This is a genomic window from Rhodanobacter aciditrophus (assembly GCF_042679525.1).
In the GTDB taxonomy this organism is placed as follows: Bacteria; Pseudomonadota; Gammaproteobacteria; order Pseudomonadales; family Marinomonadaceae; genus Marinomonas; species Marinomonas aciditrophus.
The window spans coordinates 59,274-79,600 of record NZ_JBHTMN010000003.1 but is presented as its reverse complement, the minus strand read 5'-3'; the positions used below and the strand labels follow the sequence as shown (position 1 = coordinate 79,600).

Annotated in this window: 15 protein-coding genes and 1 tRNA gene; 12 read left to right on the top strand and 4 right to left on the bottom strand. The window is 48.1% G+C overall.

From position 1 onward, the window contains the following. Positions 1–21 precede the first annotated feature (21 nt). On the top strand, positions 22–1,332 hold the full coding sequence (locus ACFQ45_RS01085) for a DEAD/DEAH box helicase (RefSeq protein WP_377364446.1): 1,311 nt from the start codon (positions 22–24) through the stop codon (positions 1,330–1,332). Positions 1,333–1,397: 65 nt separating this feature from the next. On the opposite strand, the gene ACFQ45_RS01080 is transcribed toward ACFQ45_RS01085, so the two are convergent. Further along, positions 1,398–3,386: a methyl-accepting chemotaxis protein gene (locus ACFQ45_RS01080; RefSeq protein ID WP_377364444.1), complete on the bottom strand. Its 1,989-nt coding sequence runs from the start codon at positions 3,384–3,386 to the stop codon at positions 1,398–1,400. A 407-nt stretch (positions 3,387–3,793) separates the two neighbouring features. Here ACFQ45_RS01080 and ACFQ45_RS01075 point away from each other — a divergent pair, with 407 nt between their 5' ends. Further along, positions 3,794–6,097 (top strand): methyl-accepting chemotaxis protein, encoded by a 2,304-nt coding sequence (locus tag ACFQ45_RS01075; RefSeq protein WP_377364442.1) that lies wholly within the window; start codon positions 3,794–3,796, stop codon positions 6,095–6,097. 76 nt (positions 6,098–6,173) lie between these two features. Here ACFQ45_RS01075 and ACFQ45_RS01070 read toward each other — a convergent pair. Further along, positions 6,174–6,250: transfer RNA gene (locus ACFQ45_RS01070), tRNA-Ile, on the bottom strand. 102 nt (positions 6,251–6,352) lie between these two features. Further along, the gene (nfsA, locus tag ACFQ45_RS01065; RefSeq protein ID WP_377364440.1) at positions 6,353–7,090 is read right to left on the bottom strand and encodes an oxygen-insensitive NADPH nitroreductase; all 738 of its coding nucleotides are present in this window, start codon (positions 7,088–7,090) and stop codon (positions 6,353–6,355) included. A 222-nt stretch (positions 7,091–7,312) separates the two neighbouring features. Here nfsA and ACFQ45_RS01060 point away from each other — a divergent pair, with 222 nt between their 5' ends. Both ACFQ45_RS01060 and ACFQ45_RS01055 read left to right on the top strand, forming a co-directional pair. After that, positions 7,313–9,253, top strand: coding sequence for a bifunctional 2',3'-cyclic-nucleotide 2'-phosphodiesterase/3'-nucleotidase (locus ACFQ45_RS01060; RefSeq protein ID WP_377364438.1), 1,941 nt, complete (start codon positions 7,313–7,315; stop codon positions 9,251–9,253). Between the two features lie 121 nt (positions 9,254–9,374). Continuing rightward, positions 9,375–10,232 carry an alpha/beta hydrolase gene (locus ACFQ45_RS01055; RefSeq protein ID WP_377364436.1) on the top strand — a complete coding sequence of 286 codons (858 nt, stop codon included), beginning with the start codon at positions 9,375–9,377 and terminating at the stop codon, positions 10,230–10,232. A 97-nt stretch (positions 10,233–10,329) separates the two neighbouring features. Here ACFQ45_RS01055 and ACFQ45_RS01050 read toward each other — a convergent pair whose 3' ends face one another. Then, positions 10,330–11,706 carry a glycine--tRNA ligase gene (locus ACFQ45_RS01050; RefSeq protein ID WP_377364434.1) on the bottom strand — a complete coding sequence of 459 codons (1,377 nt, stop codon included), beginning with the start codon at positions 11,704–11,706 and terminating at the stop codon, positions 10,330–10,332. 209 nt (positions 11,707–11,915) lie between these two features. Here ACFQ45_RS01050 and ACFQ45_RS01045 point away from each other — a divergent pair, with 209 nt between their 5' ends. The 8 genes from ACFQ45_RS01045 to ACFQ45_RS01010 all read left to right on the top strand — a co-directional run bounded on the left by ACFQ45_RS01045 (position 11,916) and on the right by ACFQ45_RS01010 (position 20,305). Beyond that, positions 11,916–12,362, top strand: a complete 447-nt coding sequence (locus tag ACFQ45_RS01045; RefSeq protein ID WP_377364432.1) for a DUF3429 domain-containing protein — start codon at positions 11,916–11,918, stop codon at positions 12,360–12,362. A 9-nt stretch (positions 12,363–12,371) separates the two neighbouring features. Further along, entirely contained in the window at positions 12,372–12,767 is a 396-nt protein-coding gene (locus tag ACFQ45_RS01040; RefSeq protein ID WP_377364430.1) for a thiol-disulfide oxidoreductase DCC family protein, read from the top strand. Positions 12,768–12,820: 53 nt separating this feature from the next. Continuing rightward, a complete protein-coding gene (locus tag ACFQ45_RS01035) occupies positions 12,821–13,534 on the top strand; it encodes an SDR family NAD(P)-dependent oxidoreductase (protein WP_377364428.1) in 714 nt (237 codons plus the stop codon). 150 nt (positions 13,535–13,684) lie between these two features. Continuing rightward, entirely contained in the window at positions 13,685–14,374 is a 690-nt protein-coding gene (locus ACFQ45_RS01030; RefSeq protein ID WP_377365063.1) for a GntR family transcriptional regulator, read from the top strand. Positions 14,375–14,488: 114 nt separating this feature from the next. Further along, positions 14,489–15,370, top strand: coding sequence for a methylisocitrate lyase (gene prpB, locus ACFQ45_RS01025; RefSeq protein ID WP_377364426.1), 882 nt, complete (start codon positions 14,489–14,491; stop codon positions 15,368–15,370). Between the two features lie 122 nt (positions 15,371–15,492). After that, entirely contained in the window at positions 15,493–16,620 is a 1,128-nt protein-coding gene (gene prpC / locus ACFQ45_RS01020) for a bifunctional 2-methylcitrate synthase/citrate synthase (protein WP_377364424.1), read from the top strand. Between the two features lie 31 nt (positions 16,621–16,651). Beyond that, positions 16,652–18,139 (top strand): 2-methylcitrate dehydratase, encoded by a 1,488-nt coding sequence (gene prpD, locus ACFQ45_RS01015; protein WP_377364422.1) that lies wholly within the window; start codon positions 16,652–16,654, stop codon positions 18,137–18,139. Between the two features lie 195 nt (positions 18,140–18,334). Beyond that, complete coding sequence (locus ACFQ45_RS01010) at positions 18,335–20,305, top strand: methyl-accepting chemotaxis protein (RefSeq protein WP_377364420.1); 1,971 nt, start codon at positions 18,335–18,337, stop codon at positions 20,303–20,305. Positions 20,306–20,327 lie beyond the last annotated feature (22 nt).

Below are 20,327 nucleotides of genomic sequence, written 5' to 3'. Positions count from 1 at the left end.
CATTCTCATGTTTGAACCATTATGACCTTTGCAAAACTTGGCCTACCCGCGCCGCTTCTGAGCACTCTCGACGCCCTTGGCTACCACCAACCGACGCCGATCCAAGACAAGGCAATTCCGCTGATTCTAACCGGTAAAGATGCCATGGCCGCGGCGCAAACAGGCACAGGAAAGACCGCCGCCTTTACCTTGCCCATTCTCGCCAAATTATTAGGTAGAGAACGCGCTAGCGCCTACCAAGTACGTAGTTTAATATTGGCACCTACTCGAGAGTTGGCCAGCCAAATTGGTGAAAGCGTTCGCAGCTATAGCCAAGGATTAGGGTTGCGCAGCCAAATCATCTATGGGGGCGTCAAAGCCCATCCACAGATCAATGGATTGAAACGGGGCACCGACATTCTTGTGGCGACACCTGGGCGCTTGCTGGACCTATTTAACCAAGGGGAAGTAAAGTTCGATGAGCTGGAATACCTTGTTTTAGACGAAGCAGACCGTATGTTAGATCTGGGCTTTGAGGAATCTCTTAATGCCCTGTTAGCCGCACTGCCTAAAGCTCGCCAAACCTTGATGTTTTCAGCGACCTACTCTGACGCCGTGAAAACCCTAGCCAAGGTATGGCTTAATGACCCAGAAGAAGTGGCGGTTAAACACAGCAACAAGGTCGCAACCACAGTACGCCATCAGGTATACCCTGTTGATAAAGCACGTAAACCTGAGCTATTAACGGAGCTTTTGCAACGCCAACATTGGGCCCAAGCCTTGATCTTCGTTAAAACCAAACGGGAAGCGGATGAGCTAACAGACATCCTGATTGCTGAGGGTTACAACGCCGCAGCCATGCATGGGGATAAGCAGCAGTACGCTCGTCTTGCCACACTTAAAGCCTTCCGTGACGGCACACTGACTTATTTAATCGCTACCGATGTTGCCGCGCGCGGTCTCGATATTGCTGAGCTACCTGTCGTCATTAACGTAAGTCTTCCCCATGTTGCCGAAGACTACATCCACCGCATTGGTCGTACAGGGCGTGCTGGGCAAGAAGGTCGTGCCGTATCCTTGGTCTGTGCCGACGAAATCGAGGCATTACGATCCATCGAAGCCTTACTCAATCAGCGTATTTCCCGTAAAGAAATTCCCGGATTTGAAGCGGAACATCGGGTTCCCGATTCCCACCCCCGTAGCCAGAAGTCAGGCAAAGCAAAAGCGAAAGACACCACTGTTACTCAAGCAAAAGGCAAAGGCAAAAAGCCTAAAGTTGAGTTACCCCCTCCAGATGTGACCAAAGGCCCAGGGTTACGCAGCAATCCCTTTGCGAAAGCCAAAAAGAAGTAACTTGATCACGTTATAAATGACATAAACCGCTCCAAGAGCGGTTTTTGCTTTTATAAGTCAAGCACTTAGCTGCGAAGTTTGTAGGAAGACAACTCCGCGACTACTTGATCAAAACGACGTTGCGTTTCTTTGGCTTCATCTGCCGTAGTCGTCACCGAATCCATAATATGACTTGAGCGATCACGTACCTGTTGGACATTTTGGTTAATATCTTCAGACACTTGAGACTGCTCTTCCGCCGCCGTCGCCACCCGCTCTATGGTCATATTGATACTTTCAATTGAGGCAAACAGCGACTCAAGCATCTCGGCATTGTTCGAGACCTCTGAGGCACTTTGTACCGCCATGTTCGAGCAACTCTCCATGGAGGATAGTGCACTTTGGCCAGACGCGATTAACGCTTCTATCATCGAACGAATTTCTTCCGTTGAGTCTTGAGTTCGCTGGGCAAGACTACGCACCTCATCGGCAACGACAGCAAAACCGCGACCTTGCTCACCAGCCCGTGCCGCCTCAATGGCAGCATTTAATGCGAGTAAATTGGTTTGTTCGGCAATGGACTCAATGGTTTGCAGAATCGAGCCGATCTGCTCTGTCTGTCCGGTGACCTGCTGCACTGAATCATAGCCCCCACGGACCTCGTTGTTCAGATTACTGATGGCCCCTTGAATCGCCAACATGCCAGAGCGACCTTCGGCAGCACGTTTTTGAATCACTTCCGTTTCCTTTGCAGCATCCTGCATATCCGAGGAAATGGTACCACTGGTAAGGGACATCTCTTCCACCGCTGCAGCAATCTGGTCTGTGCGGGATGATTGATCTTGGGACTCCTCTAATACGGTGCGGGACTGACTGATCAAGCTCGTCATACTGGATTTAGATTCCTCAGATTTACCCACCAACATGGCAAAAGTTTGAGATAAATGAGTTAGATGTTCATTCAATACTTGCATAATGACACCAATCTCATCACTCGATCTGGCATCCAGTTGCACGGTAAAGTCTTTTTTAAGCCCTACGGCCTCTATGGCCTCTTGCACCGCAGACACTCTCGAGGAAACGGAACGAATCACGATTCGCATCAAGGCTAGCACTGCAACCATAACTAAAGTGATGCCAATAACCACGCTTATAAAGATGCTTAAGGTTTGGGATTTAAGAGTCTCAACATAGGCTTGAGTATTTGATGCAATCTGATCTGAAACGCCCTTCACCAAACCGATACGGGCTGTCGCCATCTCAAACCAATTACTAGGACCAGAGAGCTGGCTCAAATCTGGAGTTGACTGAAATGCATTGAGAGCTTGGTTTACTTTTTGCCATGTTGCACTCTGCTTAACAGCACCTAGCTGTGCTTTTTGATCAGATGATGCCACATCTTTGAAGTAAGCTTCCCAAACCTTTTCATTATCGATAAAGCCATTTATTTGTACAAAACGTCGCTCGGTAATGGCCCCAGCACTGAAGGCACCATTTAATGCACCACGGTATTGCCCAATACGCTCTTTCATCCATAGCAAGCCCAAACGAGCGGAAAGCGACTGTACTGTCGTCTGGGTGCGCAATAAAGTAATGGCTTTTTGCACCGTATGGAGCGCCTTATCATTTAAAGCAGAATAAAACACAAATGCGCCATTATCTGATGCCAGTGCATCAACCTTGGTACGGACGTCACTCACACGCTCTAAATCCTTCAACACTGGTGCCAGTAAACTCTCTAAGGTTTCTGGTGAGAGTTCTTCAAAGTCTGTAGGAGAAAGACTTTTTAACCCCTGACTGGCCGCGTCCGCTTTGAGTCTTTGTTTGGCTACAGCCTCTTTGCCTTGAGCGCCACCCGATCCTAAAAAGCCAGCGGTAAGACCGCGCTCCACTGCAAAATTATGAGCTACCGCGTCTAACCTGTTAGACAACAAAACCACATCATTGCCCCGTCTCGCATCATGGATGTTATCAAGCAAAACTGAGCCATAAGATACAGCCAAAACGGCCACTAGAATTAAAGGAAGAGCCCCAACCAGCGCAATAGCGTGGGCGACTTTTAGATTCTTCAGCACAATACCATCTCCTTATGTATAAATACCTAGCTATAAAGAATGGATCATGCCTAGAGGTACGGCAAATAATTAGAAGGATTTTTTACCCATAAATCCATGACTATAAGAATCCCCCCCCTTCAGACTTTGGGGCATAGATCGCCCTACAACTAAGGCGAAGACAATGATGAGCTGAAGATACCGGCGACACACTCAAAAACTGCCCAATAACACACATACTGGCGAATTTTTAGATCATACTGACAGAAGCATAATGATAGAAAAAACACAATTTGCTGCTTATCTTCGGGATCTATATTGCCTAGGAAAAGAAGTTTAGACGACACTACAATTAGAAAACGGTCACCCAGAGTCCTACTCGGATTCTGAGTAATAAAAATAACAAATCGTTTAACTTGGAGTCAGAGATGAATATTTCTACTCGTATATCCGTAAGTATGGTCACCACTTCCGGGATTGCTGCCTTGGCTATTATGCTGATTCTAGCAACCCTGAGTATCAACTCCATTGGCACAGCGTCGCTTCAAAGCGTCACTAACCAACTGGCTTCCATTAAAGAAACCAAAGCCAGTGAAGTGACCCATTACTTCCAATCCTTGGAGCAACAGCTTGAGCAATGGGCCTCCAGCCCAGCCGTCATCTCTAATACTAAAAATATTCACTACTCTTTCGAGCTGGTAGAGCCAACCCCTGAACAAGATTCAGCTCTGAAAAATTGGTATCAGAGCACCTACAGCCCCTATTACGCTGAGCAAGCAGGCGCCCTCGCCACTGATCCAATGGAATTGCTAGAACAATTAGACCCAATCGCTCGGTTTTGGCAATTTCTCTACATTGCCGATAACCCTAACCCAATGGATCAAAAATCGAGTTTGTTGGAAAGCCAAGAATACTCCATGTACAACATGAGTCATAAAGCCGCCCATGTGGAGCTGCGAAAGCTTCGGGAAAATCTCGGGGTCGGTGACATCTATATTGTTGACTCAGGAAATGACTACGTGACCTATTCCGTCACTAAGAATATTGCCTTCGGTACCTCATTAACCTCAGGGCCCTTTAGTGAATCAGGGCTAGCAAAGGCGTATCAATCCGCTTTGCAACTGGAAAAGGGCCAAGTGGCATTTGCCGACTTCAGCATGTTCACACCTAGCTACGAATCCTCTGCTGCGTTTATTGCCTCTCCTATTTACAATATTGATCAACTGATTGGGGTTTTGGTATTTCAAATGGATCGCCAATCTGTCGATCAGCTCATGACGTATAATCAACGTTGGAAAGAAGTTGGCTTAGGCACAACCGGTGAAGTGTACCTTGTCGGGCCAGACGGTAGCTTACGAACAGGCAGTCGAGAGTTCATAGAAGCTCCCAATAGCTTCCAGCAGGACGTAAGTGATTTACAACTTGAACAAAGCCAAACCAAACAGATTTTAGCTGGGCACACTACAGGGTTGTTGCATGTCAGCCCCACTGTGGCGACAGCGTTAACAGATCAAAGCAGCGATTTTGCTGAAACCTCTAACTACCTGGGTAAAAGCACCTACACATCATTCCGCCCTTTGTCTGTGTTCGGACAGAATTGGCAGGTAGTAGCGGATTTAAGCAAACAAGAAGCCGACTTTGCTAGTCAGCAATTGATCGATAGAACCTTATTAATATCCACCATCACGTTAGTCGCCATCATTGTCTTGGCTGTCTTCATTGGCCTGTTTACGGGACGCCGTTTAGCACGCCCCATTCTCTATATCAGTAAAGAGCTTCATCACATTACGACTCACAAAGACTTAGCACATAGGATCGCACTCAACCGTAATGATGAATTAGGGCAAGCTGCCAACAGCGTCAACGAACTGCTCGATGGGGTTGCAAAAACCATTAAGCAACTTGCTGGAGGCATTGGCACCATGCAACAAGCCTCGACACAATCGGCTAACGTGGCCAATCAAGTGAGCGAAAACGTAGAACAGCAGTCAGAGCAAATTGCATTAGCGGCTACAGCCATGAGCGAGATGGTCGGCAGTGTGTCTGAAATTGCCCAACAAGCGTCGTCTTCTCATGATCTGGCCAGCAAGATTACTGAGCAAGCACAAAACGGCAGCCGCCAATCTGAAACCATGTCAGGCAACATCGTGGCCCTCGCGGATGAAGTAGAAAACAGCGTAGCGGATCTATCGCGCCTCGAAAGTCTTGGCAAAGAAATCGTCTCGATACTGGATGTTATTCAAGGCATTGCTGAACAGACCAATCTTCTCGCACTGAATGCAGCCATCGAAGCGGCTCGGGCTGGGGAGCAAGGTCGAGGGTTTGCCGTTGTAGCCGACGAAGTTCGAGCCCTTGCAAATCGCACCCATAACAGCACAGAGCAGATTCAGCAGACCATCAGCAAACTACAATCGGCTACATCAGATACTGTGCAGCGTTTACAACAGTGTAACAACTTGGCCCTAAATGGTCGCACCGCCGCTCTAGAAACAGTGGAAGTGCTTAATCATGTATTGAGCAGCGCCAACGCCTTGATTGATGCCGCCGCTAACGTCGCCGCAGCGACCGAAGAACAGGCTACCGTATCGGAGAAAATCAATCAGAACATCCAAATCGTGCAAGATAAAGCGGGCTCAACCAAGACCGTCATCAAGGATGCAAACGAAGCGTCACAACACCTATCAGCCCTATCTGATAACATTAAAAAGGCCATAGAAGAGTTTAAAGTCTAAAAGCTTTAATAAACAAAGAGCGCTCTTTAAAACAAAAAAGCCCCAGTAGGAACTAACCTACTGGGGCTTTCTTATATGGTGGCCCCACCCTGACTTGAACAGGGGACCTGCCGATTATGAGTCGGATGCTCTAACCAACTGAGCTATGGGGCCAAAAACGGCGCCCATTATAGCCAGAGAGCCATCTTTTGCCAAGCTAGATGGCGAACTTTATGGCAATTAATCCGCTCCCTAACTCACTGACAATTCAGTAGATTACTTGAGTTCGAATCCTTGCTTGATGAGGAATTCTCGCATGTGTGGACGGAGTTTTCCGGAAAACATAGGCGCCATGCCTTTTGACCAATTTGAGTCTTTATTCCCACCCGTACGTTGTTGGTAATAATCGCTCATAGTTTGGTCGTATTGTTCCACGATGGCTTCGTCATTTTCCTCAGTGTAAACGTCTTGTTTTAACACAGTAGAAAGAGGCAAACGGGGCTTCACTTCTGGATCTTGATCGGGGTAGCCAATACACATGCCAAAGACTGGGTAGACATGTTTAGGGAGCTTTAAAAGTTCACTGATTTGTTCTGGGTTGTTACGGATACCACCGATGTAACACAAGCCGAGTCCTTCCGATTCCGCAGCAATGGCGACATTTTGGGCAAACAGCGCCACATCAATGGTGGCCACTAATAGTTGCTCTGTCATCCCTCGCACGGCTTCGACACCAGTGCGCTCCGCCGCGTCTATGTTGCGCTTCATATCAGCGCAAAATACTAAAAACTCTGGGGCTGCTTGAATGTATGCTTGATTACCAGCCAGCCCCATCAAAGCTTCCCGGTTGTCAGGGCGAGTAACACGAATGACGGAACAAGCTTGCACGTGATTACTCGTCGACGCTCCTTGCCCAGACGTTATCAAGGTCTCTAATAACCCTTCTGGCAGAGGCTGATCGGTGAATTTTCGAATGGATCGATGGGCAGTGAGAAGATCAATAACCGAATTCATAGGACTTCCTTAAAAATACTTTGGCTGAAATTATGCGCATTTCACCGCTATAACCAAGGGACATGTGAAATATCCCAATCAGTTACACATTTTAATTTCACTCTACCCCATGAGACACAAACGTCATCTTAGACAAATAAAATTGCGATTCAGCCTATTTCTGACTTAAAGGTCAAGATACACTCAAAGCACAACATCACAATAGGAACTTGGAGCTTTTTCATGACGTGGACTTTCACACGACAAATACTACTGGGAACTTCTTTGGCTTGTGCCAGCGCCTTACATGCGGCAACGGTCGATTTACGCATTTTAGAAACCACTGACATTCACATGCACCTTGCCGATTATGACTACTATGCTGATAAGCAAAGCGATAAAGTCGGCTTGTCTCGGGTGGCGACACTGATCAAGCAAGCTCGCGCCGAATCCGTCAACTCTGTATTAGTAGATAACGGAGACTTACTTCAGGGGAACCCACTTGGTGATTACGTGGCTAAGGGGCGTGCCTTGCGATTTGGGGAGACACACCCAGCCTACAAGGCCATGAATTTACTGGATTACGATGTTGGCAACATAGGTAACCACGAGTTTAACTATGGCTTAGACTTTTTAATGAAATCACTCTCAGGGGCCAACTTCCCTTACATCAACGCCAACGTCTATTTAGACGATGGGGATCAAGACGCCAGTAACGACCAGCCTTATTTCCAACCCTATTTAATCAAGCCGACCCAAGTGACAGATCGTGACGGCCAAACTCACACCCTAAATGTGGGATACATAGGCTTTGTACCCCCGCAAATTATGACCTGGGATAAAGACAATCTAACCGGCAAGGTGATCGCCAAAGACATCATAGAAAGCGCCAAAAAGTACGTACCTGAAATGAAGGCAAATGGTGCAGACGTGATCATAGCAATCCCACACAGTGGTATGTACACAGGTCATTATCAGCAAGGGGAAGAAAACGCCACTTACCACTTAGCGAAGGTAGAAGGCATTAACGCCATACTGTTTGGTCACTCCCACCGAGTATTTCCTGGGGACTCGTCATTAGACGGCATCGAAGGGGTCGATAACGCCACAGGCACCGTCTTCGGGGTTCCTGCAACCATGCCTGGATTCTGGGGATCACATTTAGGATTGGTCGATCTTACCTTAGAATCAAACGGTGACGACTGGACTGTCACAAGTGGCACCAGCGCGGTACGCGCCATCGCAAAGCGTGAAGGCCGCGAGACCATTCCATTAGTGGAGGCAGACAGCGCGATTAACGAAGCAGTCCATACGGAGCATGAAGGCACCCTAGCCTACATGCGTCGCAAGGTGGGGGAATCCACAGCGGATATCAATAGTTTCTTTGCCTTGGTACAAGACGATCCTTCTATTCAGATCGTGAACAACGCGCAAACCTGGTACACACAAAACATCGTTCGAGGCACCTCCTACGAAGGACTGCCCATTTTATCTGCTGCAGCGCCGTTTAAAGCAGGTGGTCGTGGTGGCCCAGAGTATTACACAGATGTGCCGAAGGGTGACATCGCCCTGAAAAACGTGAGCGATCTCTACATTTACCCGAACGATGTTAAAGTCGTTAAGTTATCTGGGACACAAGTTGTGGAATGGCTGGAGCGCGCCGCCGGTCAGTTTAATCAAATTGATCCGAATCAATCTGCGCCTCAAGCCTTGATCAATGACAGCTTCCCAACCTACAACTTCGATGTTATCGATGGCATCCACTACCAGATCGATGTGACCCAGCCAAACCGCTATAACGCAGATGGGGAACTGGTCGCCCCCGAAGCCCACCGGATTACCAAAGTGACGTTTAATGGCAAACCTGTCCAACCAGATCAAGCTTTCCTAGTGGTAACTAACAACTACCGCGCGTCCGGTGGCGGTCATTTCCCAGATCTGGATGGTTCTACCACTGTCATTGATGCACCGGATAAAAACCGCGATGTAGTGGCCAATTACCTGCTGTCTCAAACCACGATTAACCCAGCAGCAGATAATAATTGGCACTTCGCCCCATTTGGTCAGGCCAAGGTTCTCTTTACCACCTCACCTAAGGCGAAAGACGTAGCGGCCAGCTCTATGCGCTTTGATTCCATCAATGACAAAGGCTTTGCGGTTTTTGAATTAAAATCTACCCAATAACCCCCCTGCAATCACTGGGTGGCACCACCACCCAGTGATCTTTTGATCTTCTCCCAACACTTGTCATCTCTTTTGCCATTTACTACGTAGGTTACACATAGCCTATTAAAAGAGATGGACCATGACCTTAAAAAAATCCGCAGTCGCCTTGGCATCCTTTGTCATGGCAGGGTGTACCCAAGTGGGTGTCGATATCGCAAATCTTCCTGCAAAACTTAGCAATACCGAACGGGTAACTCAGGTTACCTATGGTGATCAAGCGAACCAATCTTTAGATATCTACATCCCAGAAAAGGCTGCGGCGGATAACCAACGACCAGTATTAGTGTTCTTTTACGGTGGACGCTGGACCGATGGCAACAAAGAATTGTACCAATTTGTGGGGGAAACCTTTGCCCAGCAAGGCTATGTGGTGGTGATTCCAGATTATCGAAAATACCCTGAAGTTAAATTCCCAACTTTCGTGGAAGATGGCGCACAGGCGGTGGCTTGGACGTTTAACAACATTCAATCTTACTTCGGCAATACTGATAAGCTGTTTCTCATGGGGCATTCCGCTGGGGCACACATCGCAGGCTTAGTCACGGCAGACCCTGAATATCTCAATGCCCATCAACTTGAGCCGGACATTATCGATGCTTTTGCAGGTTTAGCTGGCCCATATGACTTTGTGCCAGAAGAGGACGACCTGATTGATATGTTTGGCCCAGAAGAACAGTTCCCAGAGATCACCGTGACCCATTATATCCAAGGTAATGAACCGCCTATGTTGCTGCTTTGGGGGGAAGACGACGAATTGGTGGGACGCCGCAACATCGACCTACTTAGCCAAGAGATCAATGCCAAAGGTGGCAAAGTGGAGACCAAAACTTACCCTGATACGGGTCATGTAGATATGGTGTCGAGCCTTGTTTGGTTTTTGCCAACCAAAGCGCCTATTGTTCAGGATGTCAGCGATTTTTTTAATCAATATCAATAAGCCCCACTAAAGATTCAACCATTTAGGGCGGCGTCCGGATACAAAAAAACCGATGCTTATTAAGGCATCGGTTTTTTATTAACCAGAACTTTAAGGCTTAGTCTTGATTGATAAAGTAGTTCAAGATGAAGCTTGGCAGATCTGCGGTTTTCACCACTTCTTGTTCCATGGTGTCACGGTGACGAACGGTCACGGGTGCGCCTTCTTGTTCAATGGTGTCGAAGTCTACAGTGATACAGATCGGCGTGCCTACTTCGTCATGGCGACGGTAACCCTTACCCACGTTACCCGTGTTTTCGTACAGGATACGACCTAGGCCAAGTTTTTGTAGGCGGTTTTTAATGCCCTTCGCGGCTTCAACGATTTCTGGCTTGTTCTTCTTAAGCGGTAATACAGCAACCTTGATAGGCGCCAAGTGTGGCTTAAGTTTCAAGACGATACGGCTAGAGCCATTGTCTAGTTGCTCTTCGGTGAAGGCTTCAGTCAAAACCGCCAACACACCACGATCAAGACCTGCAGAAGGCTCGATACAGAATGGCACGACCATCTTGTTCTCTTCTAGATCACGAACGGCTAGCTTAGTCGTAGAGTGTTCGTTTTTCTTCACTTTAGCTGACAGGCCGAATTCATCCTGAGCCTTAGTGTGGGAACCTAAGTCGTAGTCAGTACGGTTCGCAACACCTTCTAATTCTTCAAAACCATGTGGAAACTTGTACAAGATATCCACAGTAGCTTTGGAATAGTGCGCTAGGTCATCACCTGTGACGTATTCAAATTCAATGTTTTCTTCCGCCAAACCTTGGTCTAGCCACCACTGTTTACGCAGTTTCACCCAAGTGTCGTGCCATTGCTCGTCTTCCCCTGGCTTACAGAAGAATTCCAGCTCCATTTGTTCAAATTCACGAACACGGAAGATGAAATTACGCGGTGTAATTTCGTTACGGAACGACTTACCAATCTGAGCGATACCAAAAGGCAAAGCACGGGAAGTAGAGTCCACAACGTTTTTAAAGTTAGTAAAGATGCCCTGTGCAGTCTCTGGACGAAGGTAAGTGTAAGAGTCTTCGTTCACCATTGGGCCAACGTTGGTCTTAAACATTAGATTGAAATCACGTGGTTCAGTCACGTTATCAGAGCCACAGTTGTCACACTTTTTAATGTCTTTCATGTGGTCGGCACGCATACGAGACTTACATTCGTGACAGTCCACCATTGGATCTGTGAACGTGTCTTCGTGACCGGAGTATTTGTACACGTGTTTGTTTTGGATGATGGCAGCATCCAAACCTTCTACGTCGTCACGGTCATAGACCATGGCACGCCACCAAGCGCCTTTAAGATTGTTTTTTAATTCAATGCCCAGCGGACCGTAGTCATAAGCCCCTTGCATACCACCGTAAATTTCACTGCCTTGGAAAATAAATCCGCGACGTTTACAAAGGGAGACGAGTTCATCCATCGTTTTAGCTGGCATTTTTTAAACACACCTTAATTTGTTGATTCGGAGACGCCGAGCTCTTAGCAAGGAGCCTATAAAAATAAGTTCGACATTGTACTCCGTGACCCGATTTCTCTCAATGGTGGATAATTTTTACTGAATACGGTTTTTTTTTAATGTATTGAAATCCAACCTAGCGGATAATGCGTATTGTTTACACACTCCTTCACATCATAGGCATGACCATGCGCACTTCATCGCGGTATCTGATCACTACGCTGGGTTTTCTCGGACTCGCACCTTTTGTCGCTAGCCTAGTGGCTTACCACGTGGAATGGTTCCATGCGACCACGCTAGGGCAAAAAGTATTCATCTCATATGGTGCCATTATCCTGAGCTTTTTAAGTGGTGCGGTTTGGGGACAAGTTCTAGAACAGCCTTATCAAGCCAAGGGACGTGCTCTACTCATTTGCAGCAATTTAATAACCCTTGGGGCTTGGGTGGCATTGCTAGTGCAGCAAGCTCAATTATCCTTGCTGTTATTGTTATTGGGGTACGTAAGCCTATTTTGGGTGGAAGCTCGCTGGCTAAAAATTCTACGCACTGATAACAGTTTCTACCCTAGTATGCGTTTTACCCTCACGGCAATCGTTTGTTCTTTACATGTGTTGATGCTGTACCCACGTTATTAGAGGTCAAAAATGATCACCCTTTTCTACGACGGCTATTGCCCATTGTGCGTCAAAGAGATGGATCAATTAAGACGCTACAATAATAAAAACCAACTCAAACTGGTCGATATCCATCAGTCGGATTTCGAGCAAGAGTACCCACACATAGATAAACAAGCGGCAGACCGAATCCTGCACGCCCAGTTAGAAGACGGCACTCTGCTATTAGGATTGGATGCAAACTGTTCCGTTTGGCAAGCGGTAGGCAAGCATCCATGGCTAAAAGTGTTGCGCTGGCCCATCATTCGCTGGTTTGCTGATCGTTTTTATTTGCTGTTTGCAAAACACCGCTACACAATTTCCCGCTGGCTGACCGGACAAGAGCGCTGTGAACCCTGCGAAAAAGGCGTTTGCAACAAAGACTGATACATCCAGTTATTGGCAGGTTACGTATCTCCCTAATATTTGGAGAAGATCTTATGAGTTCTAGCGCCATCATCATTGGAGCCAGCAGCAAGATTGCACAGGCGATCATTCAACAACTTGCCAAAGATCCCGATTTGGTTCAAATCATAGCCATCAGCCGCACCCAGCAGGACTTCCAAAGTCCAGTGACTTCCCTGACCTGTGATTATCAAGAAGCCAACATCGCTGCCCTTTGCCGTGATCTCACTCTGACCGCTCCCCTAAGTCGCGTTATTATTTGCAACGGTGTACTGCACGATGAGCACAAGCAACCGGAACGCAGAATCGAAGACATTAACCAATCCGCACTGACGGAGATTCTCCATAGCAATACCGTGATCCCCACCTTATGGTTGACCCATTTAACCCCCCATCTAAAAAGTGACACCCCCTGCAAAGTTGCTCTTTTCAGTGCTCGAATTGGCAGTATTTCCGACAATCAATTAGGGGGCTGGTACAGTTATCGAGCTTCTAAAGCCGCACTCAATATGCTCGTGCAAACCTTTTCCATTGAATTGGCGCGGCGGGCTAAAAATGTCAAACTCTTGGCCTTTCACCCAGGCACCACAGATACGCCTCTCTCAAAGCCTTTCCAACGCTCTGTCCCCGAGGGGAAATTGTTTACACCTGAATTTGTCGCCAGTCAGCTACTAGCCTTACTGAATAACCTTGAGATCGATGGTACGGCCAGTTACATGGATTGGAACCACCAGCCAATCCAATGGTAAAACCTAATATTGTCGACAATTGTGGGACTGAATTCTGATTTTCAACTAATACCTAAGTATTATTGTCGACAATCCACCTTGATTTATACTTATTCTCATCCTATAAAATAGACATTGTCGACAACTACTAGGAAGACTGCTTTGGACAAGGTGACACACATTAAATCAGATACCCTTTCAGGAGATCTCGTCAAACGCTTAACCAGCGCCATTGTCGAAGGTGACATGCCTTTGGGGAGCAAGATCTCGGAGCCTGAGCTGGCGAAGCGTTACGGCGTGTCCCGTGGCCCACTGCGTGAAGCCCTAGTCAAGCTGGAAGCTTTAGGACTCATTACTCGCACTGCGAATGTGGGCGCTCGAGTGGTGGAGCTTAATATTGCCGACTTGCTGGACACCTTTACCCTACGTGAAGCCATGGAGGGCATGGCAGCACGTTTAGCCGCAGAGCTCATCAGCGACGAGGAAATTAGCAACCTCTATGCTTTATTGGAGGATCACCAAGCCTTTTTGGACTCCAACCAAGATGAGCATTACACCAGTCAACATGGCAACGAAGATTTCCACTTACGAATTATCTACGCCAGTCAGAACCAAAAGCTGATTCGCCTGCTGACTCAAGATCTGTACGCCACCATTCGAATGTACCGTCGCCACACGGCGGACTCTCGTTCTGATCCACGCCAAGCGTTACGTGAACACAAAGCCATTTTAGACGCCATCGCTAACCGCGAAGGGGATTTGGCAGAACTCTTGATGCGCCGTCACATCAGCCGAGCGGCAAATCTTTTGAAACAAGCGATGATGCAAGACAACAAATCTCAGGGCAATACAGGCCAATAACAATGGAACCTTTGCAGGATGTCGCGAGCGACGCCAGACGAGTCTGCTTTTAACAAAGTATTTGGTAAGCGCAGTCGTCGTGCAAAAGTCCCAAAAATAATAAGTGAGGAAAATATGACACTATCATCACCAGGAGCGCGATTTCGCCAAGCCGTTAAAGACCATGCTCCACTTCAAGTGGTCGGCACGGTCAATGCGTACTGTGCCATGATGGCTGAACAAACCGGACATAAAGCCATTTACTTATCCGGTGGTGGCATTGCAAACGCGTCTTATGGACTTCCTGACTTGGGCATGACGGACCTCAATGATGTGTTAGAAGACGTGCGTCGCATCACTTCTGCCAGCCAATTACCCCTGTTAGTCGACATCGATACAGGCTTCGGAGGTGCTTTTAATATCGCCCGAACCATTAAACAGATGGAAAAAGCCGGCGCCGCCGCGGTGCACATCGAAGACCAAATTCAGCAAAAACGCTGCGGACATCGCCCTAATAAAGCCATCGTTAGCCAAGGGGAAATGGTTGATCGCATCAAAGCGTCAGTGGATGCCCGCACGGACGATAACTTCGTCATCATGGCGCGCACCGATGCCCTTGCGGTAGAAGGCATGGAGTCTGCCATTGAGCGTGCTGTGGCCTGTGTGGAAGCCGGAGCTGACATGATCTTCCCAGAAGCCATGCTGACCCTCGAACAATACAAAGAATTCGTTGATGCGGTAAAAGTCCCAGTATTAGCGAACATTACCGAGTTTGGCGCCACGCCGCTGTTCAGTAAAGAAGAGCTTGGCAGCGCTGGAGTTGATCTGGTGCTTTACCCATTGAGCGCCTTTCGCGCCATGAACAAAGCCGCCTTGAACGTCTACCAGCACCTACTCAACGACGGTCATCAAAGGGATGTGGTAGAGACCATGCAAACGCGCATGGAACTGTACGATTTTCTGAATTACCACGACTACGAACAAAAGCTAGACGCACTCTATTCCAAGGATAAATAACCCCCTAAAAATCACATAGAGATATCTCACAAAAGAGACAATGACAGGGCGTCACGAGCGAAGCCAATACGAGGCAAGCGCAGTAGCCCTGACGTCTCGAAAAATAAAAATGGAGATCAACAATGGCTAAAGAACTTTCAGGCGCAGGTCTACGTGGCCAAAGCGCTGGCGAAACCGCACTCTGCACCGTCGGCAAAACCGGCTCAGGCCTCACCTATCGCGGGTATGACATTGAAGTGTTAGCAGAGAAAGCCTGCTTCGAAGAAGTAGCGTATTTGCTACTTCATGGCAAGTTGCCTAACCGCACTGAGCTAAGCCAATACCGTAACAAACTCATGTCTCTGAGAGAGTTACCTCAAGCCCTCAAAGCTGCTTTAGAACTTATCCCTAAAGATGCTCACCCAATGGATGTGATGCGCACGGGCTGTTCCTTTCTTGGCAACCTAGAAACAGAAACGGATTTCAGCCAGCAGCAAGACACGGCAGATCGCCTACTTGCCACACTACCGGCCATAATTCTGTACTGGTACCGATTTAGCCATGATGGAGTTCGCATCGATACCTCCAACCCATCGGTACCAAGCTTAGCAGGGCATTTCCTAGCTATGCTGCACAGCGATACCCCTAACCCGCTTCACGAACAGGTTATGAATGCCTCTTTGATCCTGTACGCAGAGCACGAATTCAATGCCTCAACCTTCACTGCTCGCGTCTGTGCTTCCACCCTTTCGGACATGCACTCTTGTATTACAGGCGGCATCGGCAGCTTGCGCGGCCCCTTACATGGTGGCGCCAACGAAGCCGCTATGGACATGATTGAACCATGGAAAACGCCAGATGAAGCCGAAGCGGCACTACTGGATAAACTCGCAAACAAAGAAAAAGTGATGGGGTTTGGTCACGCCATCTACCGAGAACGTGACCCACGTAACGACATCATTAAGCAATGGTCAAAACGCCTTTCAGAAGAAGTGGGGGACACCCACCTTTATGCAGTATCTGAACGTTGCGAAGCGGTTATGTGGCGCGAGAAAAAACTGTTCTGTAACGCCGATTTTTTCCACGCCAGTGCATACCGCTTTATGGGTATTCCGACCCTTTTATTTACCCCTATTTTCGTTTGCGCCCGTGTGACCGGTTGGGCAGCCCATGTGATGGAGCAACGGGCTAACAACCGCATTATTCGCCCTAGCGCAGATTACACAGGACCAGAAAAAGCCCAATGGGTTGAGCTGGATGACCGCCCATAACCGCTGATCATTTTACTATTAGGACTGAACCATGAGTGCAAACGTAGATTTAAACAACCGCCCAGAATACGACCAAGTCATCCAAGACATTGCTGATTATGTAATGAATTATCAGGTTACCAGCGCCGAAGCGTTGGACACCGCCCGCAATTGTTTAATGGATACTTTAGGCTGCGGTTTGCTAGCCCTTCGCTTCCCTGAATGTACCAAACACCTTGGCCCCATAGTACCCGGCACCCTAGTGCCAAATGGTGCCCGAGTGCCCGGAACCTCACTCACCCTAGACCCAGTGAAAGCCGCGTGGGACATTGGCTGTATCATTCGTTGGCTAGACTACAACGATACATGGTTGGCCGCGGAATGGGGGCACCCATCGGACAACCTTGGGGGCATCTTGGCCGTGGCAGACCATTTGTCACAAACCCGAGTCGCCCGAGGTGAAGCACCTTTGACCATGAAGGAAGTACTAGAAGCCATGGTCATGGCTCACGAAATCCAAGGGGTTATCGCCCTCGAAAACTCCTTTAACCGAGTCGGTCTTTGTCACGTACTCTTAGTTCGCGTCGCCTCCACCGCTGTGTTAGCCAAAATGATGGGAGGCGACCGTGAGCAAATCATGGCGGCCATCTCTCAAGCTTGGGTAGATGGCTCAGCGTTACGCACCTATCGTCACGCACCGAATGCAGGCTCACGTAAATCCTGGGCGGCAGGGGATGCCACGTCTCGAGCCGTACGTCTGGCAGACATGTCACTGCGAGGCGAGATGGGGATTCCCGGAGTACTCACGGCACCACAATGGGGGTTTTATGATGTGTCATTCTCCAAAACCAACAAGAACCAAGCTCTAAAAGCACCAGAGGACCGAGCCTTTAAATTCACCCAAGACTACGGTTCCTATGTGATGGAAAACGTGCTGTTTAAGATCTCCTTCCCAGCCGAGTTCCATGCCCAAACCGCCGCGGAAGCTGCGGTCACCCTGCACCCACAGGTGAAAGATAGACTAGACCAAATCGAACGTATCGTGATTCGCACCCATGAATCGGCCATTCGGATTATTTCCAAAGTCGGCCCCTTGGCCAATGCTGCAGACCGAGACCACTGTCTGCAATATATGACCGCCGTACCATTGGCATTTGGCAACTTGGTAGCAGAGCACTATGAAGATGACTTCCATGCTGCCAACCCAATCATTGATGAACTGCGTGAGAAAATGGAGATCGTAGAAGACCCACGCTTCTCCGCGGAATATTTAGAAGCAGACAAGCGCTCTATCGCCAACGCCATACAAGTATTCTTTAAGGATGGTTCCGCCACCGAAGAAGTCTCAGTAGAGTACCCAATCGGTCACCGACGTCGTCGAGAGCAAGGTATTCCACTATTGGAAAAGAAATTCAAAGCCAACCTTGCGACCCGCTTCCCAAGTGGACGCAGCCAGCAAATCTTTGCCCTATGCAAAGACCAAAATGCGCTGGAAGCCACACCTGTCCATAAATTCATGGACCTTTTCGTCATCGCTTAACCTTAAAATTCCCCTTCTTTTCCATAAGGCTCACATTCTGTGGGCCTTATTTTTTCTTGACACAAAAACCCAATTGAGAATAATTCTCGCCATGAAAATCTGATTATCATTCGCTTCTTACTTTTCGTTACAACATGTTTGATGAAAATAGAATATAAAGTGCACGTTATCCCCTAAATGAGAAAGGACTTCCCAATGTTTTCATCCCTCAGAAACATGCGACTCCCTAATCAGGTCAGCCTAGGCAGCTTGATCCTGATCTGTGCCATCTTCATTGTCATGGTGCTATCCATCAGTAAATTGTTATCGGTTCAACTCAATGACATTGTATCGAACCATCAACAAACGGAAGTGAGTTTGATTGCCCACGAGCTGGAATCAGAGTACCGCATGGTAAAAGAGTCATTGACTCGCTCAAACAATCTGGTGAACGCAACCCTAAGCCCCATGATCACAGCTCGTAACGGCCAATATCAAATCCAAGGCGCAGCGTTAACCAGTCGCTCCCCTGCCCTACTTAACTTAAAACAGGCTTCCCAAGCGGAAATCGTACTGGGCAGCCGCTCGGGTAATCGCTTAAATGTGATTGCCTCAACGGACAGCAAGGTAGCGAATGCCTTTTCATTGCCCAGCACCCTTAGCAGCGATGGCAGCTTCGGCAAAGTGACCATTGGCAGCCAGAAATACTTTGCCACGGTTGGAACTCTTTCGTCTAACCAAGAGTTAAGCCTTATTACTCTCATCCCCTATGACGCAGTATTAAACGAGGTCAGCGCACACTTAAACGGCCTAAAATTTGGCAAATCAGGCTATATCTATGTGGCCGATACGGGTGCCGATGAAGCCAAGCTTGTGGTTCATCCAAGCCTTGCAGGCAAAAACCTATACAGTCTTTTCCCCGATTTAAAAGCCAACTTCCGTGAGATGTACCAATCTGATGCAGGGATTTTCTACTACACAGCAAAAGTGGCGGGACAAGACAAAGAACAACGGGAATCCAAAGCTATTTTCCAAAAAGTGGAAGGCTGGAACTGGGTGGTAGTGATTAAAACCTACACTTCAGAATACCAAGAAGAAATCAACAGCGTTCTACTGTTTACCGCCATTGTCGCAGCGGTGGGGGCAGTGATTCTAAGTTTAACGGTTTGGTGGTTTGTGCGCCGTACCCTCAACCCATTGCGTGAGATTTCTAGTGGACTCAATGAGATCGGTCAAGGCAACCTTGCATTCCGCTTTAACAAGCAAGTGGACTCAAACAGCAACAACGAGCTGCATCAGCTGCAAACCTCTATCCAGATAATGCGTGACAATCTGCTAACCCTGATTAATCAGGTGAAGCAGTCTAGCGTTCATTTAATTGAATCGTCCCAGCGTATTAACGAGTCCAACGCAGAGCTATTTGATAAAGCTAATCAAAGCACCCAGTCCTGCACCGAAGTCGCCTCTGCCATTCAACAGGTGTCCGTCGCAACAGAAGAAGTGGCCACCAGCACTGTAGAAGTGTCTGAAGAAACAAAACAAGTAAATGGCATGACTGAGCGCGGCCATTTGGCGGTGAAAGACGTTGAAAAGACCGTTGCTAACCTTTCTACTTCTTTTGAACATGCAGCAAAAACCATAGAAGAAGTGGAAGTCAGCACCACTAACATTGGCGCCGTCATTACCGTGATCAATGAAATCGCTGAGCAAACCAATTTGCTTGCCTTAAACGCAGCCATTGAGGCCGCTCGAGCGGGAGAACAGGGCCGAGGTTTTGCGGTCGTGGCGGATGAGGTGCGAGTGCTAGCACAACGTACTCAGCAATCCACGGAAGAAATCCGCGAAGTGGTCGAGCGCTTGCAAAAAGGCAGCCGCTCTGCAGTGGCCACCATGGAAAATGGTCGTGACCAAGTGGCACTCAGCGTAGAACAAGCGGGGGATGCTGGCGCCCTATTGACGCAAATCCACGATTCCATGGTGTTGGTTGCCGAACGTATCGCCCATGTGGCAACCGCATCGGAAGAACAAAGCGTGGCCGCCACACAGATTCGTGGCAACTCGGAAGACTTGCATAATGCAGCCCAAAGCACCTTGGATGAAGTGCGCAACTCGCAACAACAGAGCGAGCGCATTTACGAGCTGGCCAACGAGCTGCAAGCAAACCTTTCCAAGTTTAGAATTCAGTAATTCAAGCTTCGCGGGTATGATA